Source organism: Paenibacillus sp. FSL K6-1217 (assembly GCF_045040735.1).
Classification (GTDB): Bacteria; Bacillota; Bacilli; order Paenibacillales; family Paenibacillaceae; genus Paenibacillus_AQ.
Genome location: NZ_CP150271.1, coordinates 5,435,574 through 5,452,661, shown reverse-complemented (window position 1 = coordinate 5,452,661; position 17,088 = coordinate 5,435,574). Strand labels below are relative to the sequence as shown.

The following is a 17,088-nucleotide window of genomic DNA, read 5'->3' as shown; positions in this document are numbered from 1 at the left end:
TTGAATGTAGAGAAGCCAGTACGGAAAATAGCAGCAGAAAGATTGATTTATATAGTAGTATTCTTCCAATCCAGAGCGGTGTGTGTATTACAGCTAGATTCCGTCACACATCCTGTATAAATAGGAGACCGCACAAAGGGACCCTCCCTCAGCCGCTCTGGCCATTGAAAGGTCCCTGAATGTATGCCTATTCTATTCCCGCCCCCTGCTTGAACGGCTCTCCAGACTCTCCCCCTCCAGCGGGGCCCGGGGATTGAACTGCGGGTAGATATATTCTTCACGCTGAAAAGAATACCCGGTAGCTGCAATATCCAGCATCTGATTCAGCCGCTCACTCTCGCTATCCAGTCCCTGGTCAAGCGGAAGGTCCCCGGCGATGATCTTCAGATACAGCTGCATTCTTGGGCGATCCCCTGAATAACGCGGCTCCGTAGACACCGTATTCGGATCGTACTGGTCCATGATCTGCGGGGAGAGCGGATAGATTGATTCTGCTGAGGTGGGGTAGAATTCCCTGAAGTGGCGCAGCCCCCGCGAAGAACCCGGCTTATCCATAATTCCGTCTGTGACCGGCAGAGCGAGCGCCTGCCGGTACAGCATAGACAGGAACTCCTTCGATTGAAGATACTTCCAGACCTTCACCGCAGCCTCCCGGCTCTCGGCCGCACTGTTCACCACCAGCGGGGAGTGGGGGACCATCATCAAGGCCCCGGCCCGGAGCCGCGGCAGGTCCGCTGCCGGCGGCAGCGCCACCCCCCAGTCATCCTTAGGCATATACTCCTGCAGCTTGACATAATCTTTGCTGGTAACATACATCATGCCGATATTCCCGTCCGCGAACTGCCGGAGCGCGCTGCTCAGCTTCAGCAGAGTCTCCCCCGGATAGAGGCTGCCCTCCTGCTTCATCTCCTTCACCATTTGCAGCCATGGAGCATACACACTCAGGTCATAACGGCCTGACCGGTAATCATAGAGATAATAACCACTGTAGGTATTCGATAGTTCCAGTCCGGCCTGCAGACTGTCCCGGCTATCCCCTGCGGGCAACGCGAACCCGTATTTGTTCACCGGGGCTCCGGCCCGGCTGATCTGCAGAGCAGCCTGCTTCAGCGCCGCGAAGGTAAGCGGAGGCTGCTCCGGGTCAAGTCCGGCGCTCCGGAACAATTGCTTGTTGTAGATGAGGCGCACGGTATCAATACTGGAGGGCATGAAGTAGATTCCGTCCTTGAACAACGAGCCGGTGGCATACTGCCTGGCCCATACCGGGAACCGCAGCAGCCAGTCGGCATCCAGCTCCGCAGACAGATTAGCCAGATAACCCTTGTTGACATAAGTAGCCAGCCAGGCGTTATCGACACTGAACACATCCGGGCCCTGACCCGAGGTCATCAGCATATTCAGGGTATCGTCGTACGCGTCTGTGGCCAGATTCATCACTGTAATCTCAATGTGATCGGGATTCGTTGTATTATACTGACTGATGGCATTCTTCACTTCCAGGTTCTCCGTCCAGTCATACAGGGCAATCCTCACCCGGGTAGTCTCTGCCGGCACTGCGGCCTGCTCCTCCGGGGTGAGGTCCGGCAACAGCGGACGGTTATAGGCAAGGGTGTAGACGGCGAGCCCACAGCCTAACATAGCGATCAGATAGAACAGTAACCTTTTCACACCGCACCTCCTGCGTTGACATCCAGACTTCACGCGTTTTACAATGTATACCAGCTATTGATGGGTATTTTCCATTATTCCCTGCGAAATGGCAAGACCAGAAGTTCAGCACCCGCTGAAGGAGGACTCCGATGAAGAAATATTACGATTCGTTGTCGAAGGCTCTCTTCCTGTATAACTTCAGTATCCGCAGCCGCCTGATCCTCTACTTCCTCTTCCTTGTTCTTCTTCCAACCACGATTATCTCCGTCACCATCTACAACAAATCTGCGGGGATCATTACCCGGAATATGAATACATCGATTGAGAATAACTTCAATCTGGTTCAGGATAATCTGGCCCGGCGGTTCGAAGCCATCAATCAATCTATGACCGCGCTGTACCTGAATTCAGAATTCGCTGACCTCATCTCCTCCAACCGGCCTGCTGACAGCACCGGAATCATTAATGAGCTGGCTGCCCTTAGCAAAATCCTTGAGGATTTCCCCGCGAACGGGACCTCCGGCAACAGCTTCGTTCCTATGCTCTATATGCTGAACCGGCCGGAATATACCCAATATAATTTCTCAAGGCGTGTATTCAATATCGATCTTATCACCTTGAAGCCCTGGTACTTAAGCATTCCGGCCAAAGCCGATTTTGCCGTGGTGGGCCTTAGCTCGCTGGATTCCAGATTCACCCTCAAATTCGCCAAGCGCCTGTTCGGTATCCGGCATGTACAGCTGCCCTATGTCGGACTGCTTACCGCCGATATCCCGGTGGCTGAATTCGGCACGCTGCTGGAGCACTATAAGCCTACCCCCGGCAGTAAGGTCTATATCGCAGACAGGGCCGGAACGATCGCCATCAGCCCCGAGCCGACACTGATCGGCCAGAATATCGCTGCGCAGGATTACTACAGCAAGCTGAGCTTGGCTACAGACCTTACTGGCAGTACCGGTAATCCGGGCAATCCGGGCAATCCACAACACCTGTCTGCTCTGCATTCCTTCCGTCACTCCATCGGCAGCGAGGAGATGCTCGTCTCGTACAAAACTCTGGAGAACACCGGCTGGACGATCCTCTCCTTCTCGCCTGTCCGCGAGCTTAACGGGGAGCTGGTCTCGTTCCGCCGGGTGATGTATGTCGTAATTGTTATCTGCATGCTCGTCTCCTTCCTGATGGCCCTGCTGCTGTCCGAGAATATCTCCGCTCCGATCCGCAAGTTCATCCAGTCGATGTCGCATGCCGAGAGCGGGAACTTCAATATCCCCATCCGCTACCGGCGCAAGGACGAATTCTCCTATTTATTCAACCGCTACAACAAGCTGCTCCAGCAGATTAAGGCGCTGATCGATAAGCTCTACGTCACAGAGCTGCGCAAAAAGGAAGCCGAGCTGCAAATGCTCCAGGCCCAGATCAATCCGCATTTTCTCTACAATACTCTGGACTCCATTAACTGGATTGCCATTAACCACGATATTCCCGAGATCAGCAGCATGGTTACCTCACTCTCGGATTTCTTCAGATACAGTCTAAGTAAGGGCCGCAATATTATCCCGCTCCGCGATGAGCTGCGGCAAGTGGAGAGCTACCTCCAGATCCAGCAGTTCCGGTTCCAGGACCGGCTTCACTATGAGCTGGAGGAGACGGACCCGGCGCTTGCAGAGGAATGCCTGGTGGTGAAGCTCAGTCTTCAGCCGCTGGTGGAGAATGCCCTGATTCACGGGATTCAGCAGCGGCGGGGTACAGGCACTATCCGCATTCGGGTAGAGCAGACGCAGGAGCTGCTTAGCATCTCCGTGTTCGACGATGGAGCAGGCGCCGATCCTGCACGGCTGAACCAGCTGCTGACAGACCCGCAGCCGGGCAACCAGTCTTACGGCATCCGCAATGTGCATATGAGAATCCGGCAGTTTTTTGGAGAGTCCTATGGTATCCGTTATTACGACAATACCGAAGACGGCTGCGGTCTGCTGGCCGTCATCCGGTTCCCGGTGGTCACTACTTGGAATGAGGTGAGTGAAGATGTTAACGATGATCGTAGCGGATGATGAGCCGTTTATCCGCAGCAGCCTGATCCGTGTGTTCGATTGGCAGGAGGAGTTCGGCATTGAGATTATCGGAGAAGCCTCGGACGGGCTGGAAGCCTACGAATTATGCCTGAAGCTCAGGCCGGATATTCTGTTCACCGACATCATGATGCCGCTGATGGGAGGACTTGAGGTTGCCGAGAAGCTGCGGGAGGCAGGCTGCGCTACCCGGATCATTATTATCAGCGGCGCCCAGGACTTCTCCTACGCCCGGGAGGCGCTCAAGATGAACGCCGAGGGCTATATTCTAAAGCCCGTCAAGCTGCCCGAGATCCGCAGCGTCTTCCGCCAGGCGGTTGCCAAGCTGACCGGGGAACGGGAGCAGCAGATGGATGTGGAGCAGCTCAAGCAGCAGCTTCAAGACAATATGCCGCTGCTGCGGGAGAAATTCCTGCAGAATCTGATTGCCGGCCTGTACCGCAAGGAGGAGGAAATCTGGCAGAAGATCCAGTATTTCGCCCTGCCCTTCAAGCAGGGAACAGCGCTGAGCGTCTGTGTGCTCCAGCTCGATGAATACCGCAGCGCGGTGGATAAATACTCGGAGGAGCATAAGCAGCTGCTTTATTTTTCCATCCAGAATATTATTCAAGAGAGCCTGGACAGCCACCCCTGCGCCATCAGCTTCGTAGCCAGCGAGAACGAATTCATCCTGGTATTCTGCACCCCGCAGACGCCCCTTCCTCATTCCATCTCCGGGACATGCGGGCAGATTGTCGCCAATATCCAGAAGTATCTGCGGCTGGATGCCTCCGTCGGCATCGGGCGGGCTTGTCCGCTGGCGGGCCAGCTTGAGGACTCCTATAAGGATGCGCTGGCAGCGCTGGTGCACAAATTCTATACCGGGCCCGCCTCTGTCCTCTACATTAAGGACATCCAGCCGGACACGGAGAAGCTGCAAAGCACTTTTATCTATAAGCTCCAAGCCCGGCTGATGAATGAGTTGAAGGCAGGACATACGGACACCGTCACCGGGCTGATGGAGCAGCTGTTCACCGGGCTGGCCGGTCCCAAGCATCGGATTGAATATGTGCAGAGTATCTGCGCTGAGATGATTTTCACCTCCGCCAGAGCCTTGTACGAGATTGATGAGGATATCGGGCAGGTGCTGAGCGATCGGATCGGCATCATGGATAAGCTGTACCAGCAGACCAGCATCACCGGCCTGAAGGCGTATATGCTGTCTCTCCTGCATGACCTGAGCGCTTATGTGGCGGGCAAGAACACCTCCAGGAACAGCCGCATCGTCAGCCGCATCCGCACCATCGTTCAGGAGGGATACGCCTCGGAGCTGTCCGTATCCAGGATTGCCGAGGAGGTCTATCTGACGCCTAACTACATCAGCCTGCTGTTCAAGAAGGAGACCGGAGGAACGATTACCGACTATATCACCCAGATCCGCATAGGCAAGGCGAAAGAGCTGCTGCTGACCACGGACCTGAAGGTCATGGAGATCTCGGAGCGGGTCGGCTATGAGAATCCCCATTATTTCAGTACTGTTTTCAAAAAAACCACCGGCCTCCACCCGCTCAAATTCCGTTCGGCCAAGGGTTAGACCGCCGCCGCTCTAGCGGATAATATAGGATTTCGTCCCTATTCTGGAGTAGATGGCGGTCTTGGCATTCTCTTTGCCGGAGACCGGCGGGCTCAGGCGTGCATTGCCCAGTGAAGCAATATAGGCAAAATCCGGGTGAAGCCCCTCATCCGCCAGATAAGCCGAGGTCCGGCTGCCCGGCACCCGCTCCCGGTTAAGCGAGGTGATCATCTGAGTGGCATTCTTAATTCCGAGTCCGTGCCCGTAGTAACTGTCACTGGATAACATAATGGCGTTCTCCCCCTGCCATTCCGGCTTAGACGGGTCATGATCGGGATTCTTGAAATAGACGACATCTCCAGGCTGCAGCTCGGCCCGGTTGAACGTGGTAATCAGCTTCAGGTTGCTGTCATAGTTCCAGTCCCACAGGTACAGGCCGGTGAAATAACGGTTGAAGGCTGCCTCCCCGATCATGTTAATGGTTGCCCTATATAGAATCATCACCATCGCCATAGCACATTCAAAGGCGTACAGCTGTCCATTGACAAAAATATCATGAATCGCCGCCGAAGGCGCGACCCCTGCCTTCAATTCAAAACCGCCGCCCGCTGTACGATTCCAATATCTCGGATTGCAGCGGGAGTTACTGAAGGTTGAGAAATCGGTCCCCCCTACATTCATTGCCCGGGCCGCCGCAATAATCTCCCCCCGCATTCTAATCTCAAATGCCGGATCTGCAGGAGCTGCGTATCCATACCCCATTCTGCTTCCCCCTCCATCTTCTTGTCATGAAATATAGGTTATTGTACGTGTCGGGCCTCCTATTGGTGCGCAGTCGAGGGGGGGCCACAGAATATATGCGCTCAAGTGGAAACGGCCCCCCGTGATCTATCCACGGAGAGCCGCCTATCAGAGCCGTCTATTCTTGTAAAGTTACCTGAGGATTCAAAGTAATCTCAAACGCACGGCCCCACAGATAATCGGGGTTATCGTACGGAAGGACAGCGCTGGTATATTCCGAGAAGACCCAGCTACCGCCGTTAATCTGACGGATCGAACGAGCCGGTTCAGAGCCGCCGTTCAGGAAGGCACATGCTCCGGCGAGGGTAGCCGTAAGTGTCTGCATCCGCTCTCTCAGCATGGCCTGCAAATGAGCATAGTCTTCCGGACTATTGAACAAAAACATGTTCTGATCAGCAAGTGTTGCAACATTCTGATACAACGAGTGGGCTCTGGAGTAGGTCCGGATTTCACCAATCGCCAGCCTTTTGTAGAAGTAATCCTTCAGGAAGCGCTTGAACAGCAGCGAGCCGTGAGCGTTAACCGCAAGATCCAGCGCCGCCGCATCGATCTCTGTAACGATATAAGCATACCGGGCCTGGGCCATGCCCAGTGCGAGGCCGATTTTGTTCCCCGGCGTATTCCAGCCGCTATATCCTAATAGCGCGCCAGTATGCCTGCTGCCCAGTAGAGCCTCAGTTATACTTGCATCCGCTGCGCCCGCGCCAACACAATCAATCACTACCGTAGGAACAGAGCGGGCATAGTTGTCCGCCATCCGGCTAACCGCAGCCGGTGCCTGATCCGCAGCGGTAATCGCGATAATCTCCGCCTCACGTGCATCGCCCACCGCCTCTCCTCCCACAATGTCCAGATGGCGCAGGATGTTCTGATGCACATTCATATATTCATAAGGACTCGTAAGTGTAGAGCCATGAGGTCCGAAATATTCAAGGGTATATCGGGTGGTGGCCCCGTTCCGGTAGAGATGATTCGCCATCCGCGCCAGTAGGGATTGCCCCAGTCCGTCTGCATCCGGGAGGATGACGGCCCGGTCCGGATTTTGACCATCGGTCCCGCCCAGCCATTCATTAATACCTGCCTCCATATAGTGAATCTCGTTGATCTGCACACCCTGGGTATTGGCATCATCCACACCGACCGCAAGGAAATCGATAGCTCCCTCCTGCGCCAGCACCTCCAGAAGATAACGGTTCGTCTTGAATTTATGCGCTCTGGACTTGTAATACTGCTCTTTGTCAAAAGTAGCCGTGCTGCCATACTCACCGGTTGGGGACAGGTTATATCCGCTGAGGATATCCTCAAACTGTGCAAAGCTTCTTCGCGGCTGAAGCATGAAATTACGTGATTCGTTGTACACCGCCAAGTCCAGCCCTTCCGCAAAAGAGGTGGTGGCCAGCCTCATAATCGTATCCATTACATACATCGGCTTGTCCGGGTACGCCTGCTTCACTTCACGGATGACGTCCAGCAAGTCTGTAATTGCAGCGTCATAGGCCGGGTAAGCGCCCCCCGCATCCGTACGCAGACGGCGGCTTCCAATCAGTCCCCCATACGCCAGCATATCCGCCGAGAGGATGAAGCCGTCAGCGGACGCTGCATGATCCAGAATATATTGCCGGATCTTAGCGGTGTCCCCATATACCGGCGAGGATGTGCTTAGCAGAGTCGTGCCCGATGCTGTCTTTTGCGTGTCCAGGCGGTTCCTAAGGTCAGTTCGATCCGGGGTAATCACATGAATACCCGCCGATCTCCCCTGCACAATCACATCATCCAAATTGACAGGCCGATCATCGAGCGGTACATATAGCACATTTTTCATTTCTATCACACTCCCTTTGGTTAGTAGATAGGCTCAGAACAAATGCCCTCACTATATAAGGTAAATTACACGGATGGATTACAACCAGAACTTAAAAAATAAAAAAATATAAAAAGCCTGCCCAGTTGAACAGCAGACTCTCTATAATCATTCAGTATTATTCAGAAAAGTTAACATACACGGAAGCATCATCAGCCGTTTTATTCCAAGTAACCTGTGCGCCAAGTGCTTCAGAGATAAATCTTAAATTCACAAAAAATATATTACTATCAGGTTCTAGAGAAGGAGCTTGAGTTAATACCACTTTATTTCCATTCACAACCCCATCAAATGAATTATTTGTTAACTTTATTTTAGTATCTCCTTTTGCCGCAGTAACTGTTTTAGTCGTATTATCCCATTCTACTGTCATCCCATAAGCCTCAAATATGGGCCGCATGGGAACAAGCGTTGTTCCAAGAGTTGTAACATTAGCGTAAATATCCAACTTTTCTTTATTGATAAAAATACTTGGATGTTCTCTGGAAGATTTGACACTAGCTATACTACCAGAGGGAGCTGCTGAAGCAAATATACCATTGACTCCAATGCTCATTGAAATCACCGCAACACTGAGAAATACGCTCACTATTTTTATCATAGAAACCTCCACTTAGTTATAGACGATGCAAGAGTATTCTTCATCCAACTTTGCTCATTTATAGTTTAGAATAATAAAAATGAATATAAAAGGAGAGTCATTATGGCATTAGAATTTAAGGTCAACGAAAAATTACTCCCTGAACAAATGGCCGAGGTGTTTAGATTATCAGGACTCAAACGACCTTACCATGATTTAGACCGTATGGGGAAAATGATTGATCAAGCCGATGTCTTAATTAGCTGCTGGGATGGCGGCCGGGTAGTCGGAGTAGCACGGGCCATTACGGACTATTGTTACTGCTGTTACCTCTCAGACTTGGCCGTTATCAAAGAGTATCAGAAGCAAAATATAGGTAAGGACCTGGTAGAACGCCTTCAGCAGACCTTAGGAGATCAAGTATCCATCGTGCTTTTGTCTTCTGAGGAAGCTTTAACGTTCTATCCTCAGATCGGCTTTGAACAGGCTAACAATGCATTTCGGATCGCCCGCAAACATTAGCTACGCTCTGGAACCGGCAGCCTCCTGGAACCACAGGTTCATCTGCGCGGTCTCTTCGGTCAGAAGATCCAGGTAGATGGAGGTGCGGTAATCGGTCTCCTTGAGGCTCCGGCCTGTAATCTCGGCGATCCGGTTCAGGCGGTACATTAAGGTATTGGTATGAATATGCAGAAAAGCAGCCGACTCCTTCAGATTTCCGTTCAGCGACAGATATACAGCGACGGTCTTCAGAAAATCGCTCTTATGCTCACGGTCATGCTCCTTCAGCGGATAGAGCAGCAGGCTCCGGCGGGGGCGGCTCCGTTTCTGTTCCACAATCGCCGGAAGGTATGCCCAGAACCCGATCTCTTCATAGAGCAGCAGCTCACGGGTATGGTAAGGCAGCAGCTTCTTCAACTCCAGAATCTGCAGCGCTTCGCGGTACGCTTCGGCGGCCGAGGTATATTCACGGTATTCAGGACTGCAGCCCGCCGTAAGCTTGCCGCCTTCGCTCTGGCCCAGTTCCTCCAGCAGCTTGTGCAGGAACGAAGACAGACGCCCGGTCCCTTCCACCGGAAACATAAAGGAGAAAAGAATAATCAGCCGGTTCTGTTCGGCGGTCTGAAAAAGCAGCCGCTGCCCGGTATAAGCATCCTTCACCCTGCGGAATTTCTGCAGAAAATGCTCATCCACCGGCCTGCTGCTCTCCAGCACCCCGATATAATAGCGATCCGCCAGCAGAATCGATCCGGCTTCCGCCTCCTGGCGAATACGCGCTTCGCTGTCATAATGTGAGGTCAGCAGTTTCCAAAAGAAATCCTCGAACGTTTTCTCCTGCTTCGTCTTCCAGCCGCGCTGCTTCAGCAGATAACGTCCAGCGATTCCGGCGGCCTTCTCCACGATACGCTCCGCATGGTCCTCGGCAAGATTCCCCCCGTCCACTACCCAGATATAGCCGAGAATCTCCTGCTGGTGCCGGATACACATGGCTAGTCTGGGACCCAGACCGACCTCCATTACGGCAGGGATACGGATCGGATGGCTACTGCTCTCCAGCTCTTGCATGACACCCTTTTTGCGCAGACCGATGATGACCGTATTCGGTACCTTTTTGCCAATGATGGTCGAGATCCGTGCCGGGTCACTCTCCGATTGATGGGAGCTGTAGCCGATCACATGATGATTGCTGTCCTCAATCGTAACCTGAGCCTGAAGCGATTCACTAAGGGTATCTGCCAGGGATTCCATACTGTCAAAAAAACGGTCAAATGCTGGCTCTGCTTCTGTCAATGCTCCCACCCCAACCCCAAAGAATAGCCGAAGCTTATATAAGTGATTACATTATATTACAGCGTCTGGCAGTTGCCTATAGGAATATGCAAATGATGTGGAGGAAACCTGACACACGATAAAGAATTTGCGCCAAAAGCAAAATAGTGTGGAGCGATAGCTTACATGAAGCGTGCGCAGGTAAGTCAGCCGTCGAAAGAAACCCTGACGGGTGCGATGCTGTAATCGGTTTTTCGATTACATTCGGCTCGCTCACCACAAAAAAACCCGGCGATCTCTCACCGGGCCAAGGTAGGCATGCTCTGTTTTGTCTACTACAATACCCCTCTAGCCGACTTTTATCTCTACAAATTAAATTAGCGTGAACTCCTGCTCTACAGCAGCTTCAACCGTGAAGTACTCTTCCCCAAGCGCTTCGGCTACGGCCCGGCAGGTGATTTTGCCGTTGGCTACGTTGACGCCGCTCTTCAGACCGGTATCGTCTTCGATGGCCTGGAATACACCCTTGTTGGCAATTTGCAGCGCGTAGGGAACGGTGACGTTGGTTAGGGCGATGGTCGAGGTTTTGGCGACTGCCCCTGGCATGTTGGCGACCGAATAGTGCAGGATCCCATGCTTCTCGAATACAGGGTTATCATGCGTGGTCACCCGGTCAATCGTCTCCACAATCCCGCCCTGGTCAATCGCCACATCGACAATGACGGAGCCCGGCTTCATCGTCTGCACCATGGCTTCGCTAACCAGCTTGGGTGCCTTGGCACCCGGGATCAGCACGGCTCCAACCAGCAGGTCTGCTTCGGTAACCGCCTTGGCGATGTTGTATGGGTTGGAGATCAAGGTGCTGATCTGGGAACCGAAGATGTCGTCGAGCTGGCGGAGCCGGTCTGCGCTCAGGTCGATAATGGTCACCTCGGCACCAAGCCCGATGGCCATCTTCGCCGCGTTGGTGCCGACGACACCGCCGCCGATAATGCTGACCTTGCCGCGGCTTACACCGGGAACGCCGGAGAGTAGAATGCCCTGTCCGCCGTAGTTCTTTTGCAGGAACTGTGCACCGAGCTGTACAGCCATGCGCCCAGCCACCTCGCTCATCGGAGTCAGCAGCGGCAGGGTGCGGCCATCCACTACGGTCTCATAGCCGATGGCGAATACGCCTTTGTCCTTAAGAGCGGCAGCAAGGGCAGGCTCTGGAGCCAGATGCAGATAGGTGAAGAGGATGAGTCCCGGGCGGAAGTAGCCGTATTCACTGCTCAGCGGTTCTTTCACCTTCATCACCATTTCAGCGGCGGCCCATACTGCGGCAGCTTCTGCAACCAATTCCGCACCGGCTGCGGCGTACTCTTCATCCAGGAATCCGCTGCCTGCGCCCGCTCCAGCCTCCACCAGCACCTTGTGGCCTTCTGCCGTCAGACTCACCACACCCGCCGGGGTAATTGCTACACGGTTTTCGCTGTTTTTGATTTCCTTTGGTACGCCAATAATCATCTTTCATCGCTCCCGTCTGGTATGGTTCTCTTATGTAAAGAATCATAACATAGGATTCTCCGCTGCATTTTGGGTAAAAAGAAAAACAGGATCTGCCATGATTGTGTTTTATCACAATGGGTTTGAAGCCCGCCACGGCCCTTCGGGATAGAACGTTTCCCTGAATCACAACCGTCTTAGCCCTAATCCGGGGAGAGAAATGTAAAGTTTTGTTCCATATTCTCCTGTTTTTTGTTCCTTCTGACGCTTACGGCCATCTGCTATTCTTGAGTTGCAAGCTTATACAGTACACACACAAGGGAGGTTGTCGCTTTTGAATAAGAGCCGTGTTATCGCCGGAATCACTTCACTCGTTCTGATCATGGGCCTGGCCGCAGGGTGCGGGAACAGCAGCAATTCATCTTCAGCCAACAATGAGAGTTCTGCCACAGGCAAGGTTGCTCCGGTAACCCTCAAAATGTGGGGCGGTGTCCCGCCCGAATCCGGTCCGCAGCTGGTCGTCGACAACTGGAACAAGGAGCACCCCGATATTCAGGTGGAATATGTACGCTATGTCAATGATGATGACGGCAATCTGAAGCTCGACACGGCGATGGTTACCGGCCAGGATGTGGATTTGTTCGTAAACTATACGATCTCCCATGCTGCCAAGCGGGTGGAATCCGGGCTGGCCCTCGACCTCAGCAGCTTCACCGATTACAACATTGAAGAGAAGATGGGCGCGGAGACGGAGAGTTGGAAGATTGACGGCAAGTTCTACGGCGTTCCGACGACCAAAAGCTCGTTCTTCATCGCCCTGAACAAAGACGCCTTGGACAAGGCCGGCCTGCCGGTTCCGAAGGAATGGACCTGGAGTGAGCTGCGTGAGTATGCAAAGAAGCTGAAGACCGGTAATTCATACGGTTTTATTCAAAATATGGAGCCCTTCGTGGACCCCCTCGATTCCGTACTGTCACAGGAAGGCTACACGAAGCCGGATGGCACCTCCAATCTGGATCACCCCCTGGTCAGACATTGGCTGGAGACGCTAAACGGGATGATGCAGGACGATAAGACCACACCGCCGCTTGGCGAGCAATTAACTTCCAAGATGCCGGTAGAGCAGGTGTTCCTCAGCGGAGAGGTGCCGATGCTCAATATCGGGGCGTGGCTGCTGCGCAGCTCGAATAACTTCACCGACTTCCCGCGTGATTTCAAAATCGCCTTCGCTCCGGTACCCCGGCTCGCAGAATCTGCCAGTGATTACGTAACCCGCGGGGGCCTCGGCGATTACATCTCCATCAACGCCAAGTCCAAGAAGCAGGAAGCGGCCTGGGAATTCCTGAAATGGTATTCCGATGGGGGCATGGCCCCGATGGCAGAGGGCGGGAGAATCCCGGCCTCCAAGGATGCCAAGCAGGAGGATGCGCTCAAGAGCCTCGTCGGCGACAAAAGTGACTCCTACGATCTGGACTCCCTGATGTACGTCATGTTCGACAATAAGACGCCCACCTATGTCCGCAGCCTGCCGCAAGAAGTGATGGACCTGCGCTCGCAGGAGTACGAGAAGTTCTTCCTCGGCTCCCAGTCGCTCGACCAGACTTTGCAGGCCATGGCAGCCCGGCATAACGAGTATTTGAAGCAGAAGAAGTAGCCGCCCGGGCGCAGACGAAGCTGGAAATAGAGAGAAACATCGCTCATCATAAGGAGGCTTACCATGGAATCATGGAGCCTCTTTTTCTTTTGTCTTGAATGAACGCGGCGAGCTCCAGCCTTATTCTTACGGACTGGGATGCGCTTATTTGAGCAAATCCCGCGATTCTGGAGGCTATGCGGACTCAGATGCGCTTAACTACCGTTTCCCCCTTCATTTCCGGTTACCTGGAGGGATATAACGGCCTCTCAGTCCGCCTACCAGCATAAAGTTGATTTTTTCGCCAAATAAGAGCCTCTGAGTCCGTCGATCCGTCAGTCCATCGGTCCGTCAGTCCGCAGTCCGTCGCTCCACAAACATAGGCGGCACATATAGGGGGCACAAGCGTCCAGGAACCCTCATTACTGCGTTCACTGGAGATAGTTTATAATTAGGGAGGAGGGACTATCTTTACAAAGGAGTGATGAAATGCTCAAAAGCTTCAAACCCTTTGACAGGACAATCATTATAGGTGGATTAGTATCGGCGGGAGTCATTCTCCTGGCTGGCATTTTCCTTCTGCTTGCGCTGAAGTACAACATCATTCGTTTAAACTGACATCTTATACCCCTGCATACTCCAGAGGTCCCTTAAGAAGACGGCACGGATAACTCCGATCCGTCTTTCTTGTTGTCAAGCAGCCCGGATAGAACAAATCTATGCATTTCCGCCATCCCCCTGTGCCCGCTGGAACAAATCCATGCAATTTGAAATATCGCCAATCCGGCGGATGGATTATGCTATAATCTAGCCATATCCCCCCTCCCGGACCACGGGCAGGTGCAATCGTGTATGGAGGTGCAGCCGTGTGGCCAAGCTTATGCGTATTCTGATTCCCCAGAAGTTGAAATACCGCCTGTTCACCGCCTTTGTCTGCCTGATTCTGCTGCCCTTCGGCGCATTGAATATCTATAACTATCAGCGCATTGAGACGCTCGTCCAGAAGAAAATCAGCCAGCAGAGCCACTATCAGCTGGAGCAGATGTACCGCACGCTGGAGGACCAGATCAGCATCGCCTTCAAAACGCTGCTGTTCCTGAAGCAGGATGACACCGTGAAGTCCGTGCTGCTCCATCCCGAACAGCGTAACGAGCTGGAGAACAAGCGGCTGATGGAGAATATTTTCAAGAACCTGAACAACAGCTTCTTCCTGTATAATCCTTCGGTCTACTTCATGATACTGGACTTATCTGAAAGCGCATACACCTCATACCCGCCCAAGGATTCACTGGTCTATTCCAACCTGCGGGGAAATCCCGGGTTCGACAGAGGGCAGATGAATAACAGCTCTTATCACTGGGTGCCTAATGATGCCAACTATGTGCTGCGCGATGTCTCTACCAGCGCCTATCTGCTCTCCTTATACGCGTATCTGGAGGATGCTGGGAACAAGCCGTACGGCATGGCCCGGATCAGCATTGATTATACGTACTGGCTGCGCTCCATCCACAAGCAGTCCGATCTGGAGCAGCAGTATTTCCTGATTACCCGCTCGGGCGAGGATATCTCCCAGTCGGTTCCGGGCAGCCAGTTATCTGCGAAGGTGAAGGCGGGCTTCGCCGGGCAGCCCGGACAGCAGTATTACATCGACAAGGACTCGAATGCGCTGATTAATTATATCTATGTGGAGTCGCTGGACTGGTATATCGTCAACCGGATTCCGTTGTCTGTGCTGTTCGTGGAGATTGAGGGGCTGAAGCAGCAGTACTTCATTACGTTCCTGGTGCTGACAAGCATCTTCCTGATGATGACCTTCGTGATTGCCACGACCATTACGCGGCCTTTATCCCATCTGCAGAACAAGATGAAGGCGGCGGTGCAAAAGAACCTGAAGATCCGCCTGCCGGAGCACAAATTCAGCGGGGAGATCCTTGAGCTCACCCGGACCTTCAATACGATGCTTGACGACACCCATCTGCTGATCCAGAAGCTGAAGGCGGAGGAGCGGCAGAAGGAGGCGGTGCATTTTCAGATGCTGCTGGCCCAGACGAATCCCCACTTCCTGCTCAACACGCTGAATACGATCAAATGGATCGCCATCCGCGAGCAGAATGAGGATATTACGAACATGACCCTGTCGCTCGGCAAGCTGCTGGAGGCCAGTCTGAATACCGATAAGGATCTGATCCACCTCAAGGATGAGATTGAGCTGGTAGAAGCCTATGTCCATATTCAGCAGGTCCGTTACGCCCACAAATTCGACTGTACCTTCAAGTATGACGAGGACGTCCTGTATGCCCTGGTGCCGAAGCTCAGCCTCCAGCCGCTGGTGGAGAACGCCATTAATCACGGAATCAGCAGACTGCCCGGCCACGGCCTCATTGAGCTGACCGTCCGCCGCGAAGAGCACAGGCTGATTGTCGAGATCAGGGATAACGGTGTAGGCATGGAGCAGGCCGATGGCTCCAAGGCTCCGCGCAAGCGTCCGGGCATCGGACTGAGTAATATTCAGGAGCGTCTGCGGCTGCTGTTCCGGGAAGAGGGACTGCTTGAGGTGCTCTCCAGCGGCGAAGGTGTAACGGTCCGCTTGACCATGCCGCTGCTCCTGTCCACACCATACGGCAACGAACATCCGGCTTGAGGCGCATAACTACGGGAGGGATTACACATGTGGAAGGTACTGCTCGTGGAAGATGAGGTATTCGTACGGGAAAGTGTGCGCGAGATTATCGCCTGGGAAGAGCTTGGCTTCACGGTCAGCGGGGAAGCGGGCAACGGGGCAGAGGCGCTGGAGATGATCCGCCAGGATGCGCCCGATCTGGTGATTTCGGATATTGTCATGCCGGAGATGGACGGAGTCGAGCTTCTGCGAAGGACCCGTGAGGAGGGGATTGATTCGCGCTTCGTCATGCTGACCTGCATGAATGACTTCGAGAATGTGCGGCAGGCCATGGAATACGGGGCGTCCAATTATATTCTGAAGCTGTCGATGAGCGTGAATTCCCTCCGGGATACGCTGCGCAAGATCAGCGGCGAGCTGGAGAAGAACCGTAAGGTTGAACCGGATATCCCTCAGGAGTCTCCCCCGCCACCGCCGGCCCATGAGGAGATTACGAGACACCCGGAGATTCAGAAGATCCTTCACTATCTGCATGAACACTACGCTGAGGATATTACGGTGAAGTCGATGTCCCAGTATGTCATGATGGCCGAGAATTATGTCAGCACCCTGTTCAAAAAGAAAACCGGCCACACCCTGATCCACTATCTGCACCGTGTACGGGTGGATCAGGCGATCCGGCTCCTGACCGGCTCCGACCTGCCGGTCTATGAAATCGGCAACCGGGTCGGCTTCGTGAGCGATAATTACTTCATCAAGATCTTCAAGCGTCTGACCGCGCAGACCCCCAGCCAGTACAGGCACAATCAGCGGGAGAAGCCGGATACACTGAGCCTTTAGCCTGCTTATATAGTCTCATAGCCATACCGCTGCAGCGGCGTTCCCTCCGGGAATGCCGCTTTTTTGGCCTGAACACGGATAGAACATAACTCAGATAGAAACGCCTCTCACCGCTTGCGTAATTGTATATTTCTGTGCCATGAAGTGGGTGGTTTTGTTCCTTATCCCCTGGGAGGACGCTTGCTATGCTTGTAATGTACTCAAAAGACTAAAAGGAGTGGGCTATT

The 17,088-nt window shown here is 53.4% G+C and carries 12 protein-coding genes; 6 read left to right on the top strand and 6 right to left on the bottom strand.

Translation table 11 applies throughout. The features are described from left to right. Positions 1-192: 192 nt before the first annotated feature. Positions 193-1,668, bottom strand: a complete 1,476-nt coding sequence (locus MHH28_RS24135) for an ABC transporter substrate-binding protein (RefSeq protein WP_405106230.1) — start codon at positions 1,666-1,668, stop codon at positions 193-195. A 131-nt stretch (positions 1,669-1,799) separates the two neighbouring features. Between MHH28_RS24135 and MHH28_RS24130 the strand changes: the two genes are divergently transcribed. Both MHH28_RS24130 and MHH28_RS24125 read left to right on the top strand, forming a co-directional pair. After that, complete coding sequence (locus MHH28_RS24130; RefSeq protein WP_405106228.1) at positions 1,800-3,701, top strand: sensor histidine kinase; 1,902 nt, start codon at positions 1,800-1,802, stop codon at positions 3,699-3,701. Next, entirely contained in the window at positions 3,676-5,292 is a 1,617-nt protein-coding gene (locus tag MHH28_RS24125) for a response regulator (protein ID WP_405106226.1), read from the top strand. The genes MHH28_RS24130 and MHH28_RS24125 overlap by 26 nt, the downstream gene beginning before the upstream one ends. Positions 5,293-5,304: 12 nt before the next feature. Here MHH28_RS24125 and MHH28_RS24120 read toward each other — a convergent pair whose 3' ends face one another. From MHH28_RS24120 to MHH28_RS24110, 3 genes are all read right to left on the bottom strand, one after another. Continuing rightward, a complete protein-coding gene (locus MHH28_RS24120; protein WP_405106224.1) occupies positions 5,305-6,033 on the bottom strand; it encodes a protein-glutamine gamma-glutamyltransferase in 729 nt (242 codons plus the stop codon). Between the two features lie 157 nt (positions 6,034-6,190). Further along, positions 6,191-7,894 carry a DUF4127 family protein gene (locus MHH28_RS24115; RefSeq protein WP_405106222.1) on the bottom strand — a complete coding sequence of 568 codons (1,704 nt, stop codon included), beginning with the start codon at positions 7,892-7,894 and terminating at the stop codon, positions 6,191-6,193. Between the two features lie 157 nt (positions 7,895-8,051). After that, positions 8,052-8,534: a copper amine oxidase N-terminal domain-containing protein gene (locus MHH28_RS24110; RefSeq protein WP_405106220.1), complete on the bottom strand. Its 483-nt coding sequence runs from the start codon at positions 8,532-8,534 to the stop codon at positions 8,052-8,054. Positions 8,535-8,636: 102 nt separating this feature from the next. On the opposite strand from MHH28_RS24110, the gene MHH28_RS24105 reads away from it, so the two are divergent. Continuing rightward, positions 8,637-9,035, top strand: coding sequence for a GNAT family N-acetyltransferase (locus MHH28_RS24105; protein WP_405106218.1), 399 nt, complete (start codon positions 8,637-8,639; stop codon positions 9,033-9,035). Here the strand turns inward: MHH28_RS24105 and MHH28_RS24100 are convergent, their stop codons facing one another. Both MHH28_RS24100 and ald read right to left on the bottom strand, forming a co-directional pair. After that, positions 9,036-10,262, bottom strand: a complete 1,227-nt coding sequence (locus MHH28_RS24100; protein WP_405106216.1) for a PucR family transcriptional regulator — start codon at positions 10,260-10,262, stop codon at positions 9,036-9,038. Positions 10,263-10,655: 393 nt separating this feature from the next. Further along, positions 10,656-11,789 carry an alanine dehydrogenase gene (gene ald / locus MHH28_RS24095; protein ID WP_405106214.1) on the bottom strand — a complete coding sequence of 378 codons (1,134 nt, stop codon included), beginning with the start codon at positions 11,787-11,789 and terminating at the stop codon, positions 10,656-10,658. Positions 11,790-12,102: 313 nt separating this feature from the next. Between ald and MHH28_RS24090 the strand changes: the two genes are divergently transcribed. From MHH28_RS24090 to MHH28_RS24080, 3 genes are all read left to right on the top strand, one after another. After that, complete coding sequence (locus MHH28_RS24090; RefSeq protein ID WP_405106212.1) at positions 12,103-13,422, top strand: ABC transporter substrate-binding protein; 1,320 nt, start codon at positions 12,103-12,105, stop codon at positions 13,420-13,422. A gap of 847 nt (positions 13,423-14,269) precedes the next feature. Next, positions 14,270-16,042, top strand: coding sequence for a sensor histidine kinase (locus MHH28_RS24085; protein WP_405106210.1), 1,773 nt, complete (start codon positions 14,270-14,272; stop codon positions 16,040-16,042). A gap of 27 nt (positions 16,043-16,069) precedes the next feature. Beyond that, positions 16,070-16,861 (top strand): response regulator, encoded by a 792-nt coding sequence (locus tag MHH28_RS24080; protein WP_405106208.1) that lies wholly within the window; start codon positions 16,070-16,072, stop codon positions 16,859-16,861. Positions 16,862-17,088: the final 227 nt, after the last annotated feature.

Coding starts and splice junctions, on each gene's coding strand:
- MHH28_RS24125 (WP_405106226.1), top strand. CDS start 3,676: ATGTTAACGATGATCGTAGCGGATGATGAGCCGTTTATCCGCAGCAGC.
- MHH28_RS24080 (WP_405106208.1), top strand. CDS start 16,070: ATGTGGAAGGTACTGCTCGTGGAAGATGAGGTATTCGTACGGGAAAGT.
- MHH28_RS24115 (WP_405106222.1), bottom strand. CDS start 7,894: ATGAAAAATGTGCTATATGTACCGCTCGATGATCGGCCTGTCAATTTG.
- MHH28_RS24100 (WP_405106216.1), bottom strand. CDS start 10,262: ATGGAATCCCTGGCAGATACCCTTAGTGAATCGCTTCAGGCTCAGGTT.
- MHH28_RS24110 (WP_405106220.1), bottom strand. CDS start 8,534: ATGATAAAAATAGTGAGCGTATTTCTCAGTGTTGCGGTGATTTCAATG.
- MHH28_RS24120 (WP_405106224.1), bottom strand. CDS start 6,033: ATGGGGTATGGATACGCAGCTCCTGCAGATCCGGCATTTGAGATTAGA.
- MHH28_RS24105 (WP_405106218.1), top strand. CDS start 8,637: ATGGCATTAGAATTTAAGGTCAACGAAAAATTACTCCCTGAACAAATG.
- MHH28_RS24130 (WP_405106228.1), top strand. CDS start 1,800: ATGAAGAAATATTACGATTCGTTGTCGAAGGCTCTCTTCCTGTATAAC.
- ald (WP_405106214.1), bottom strand. CDS start 11,789: ATGATTATTGGCGTACCAAAGGAAATCAAAAACAGCGAAAACCGTGTA.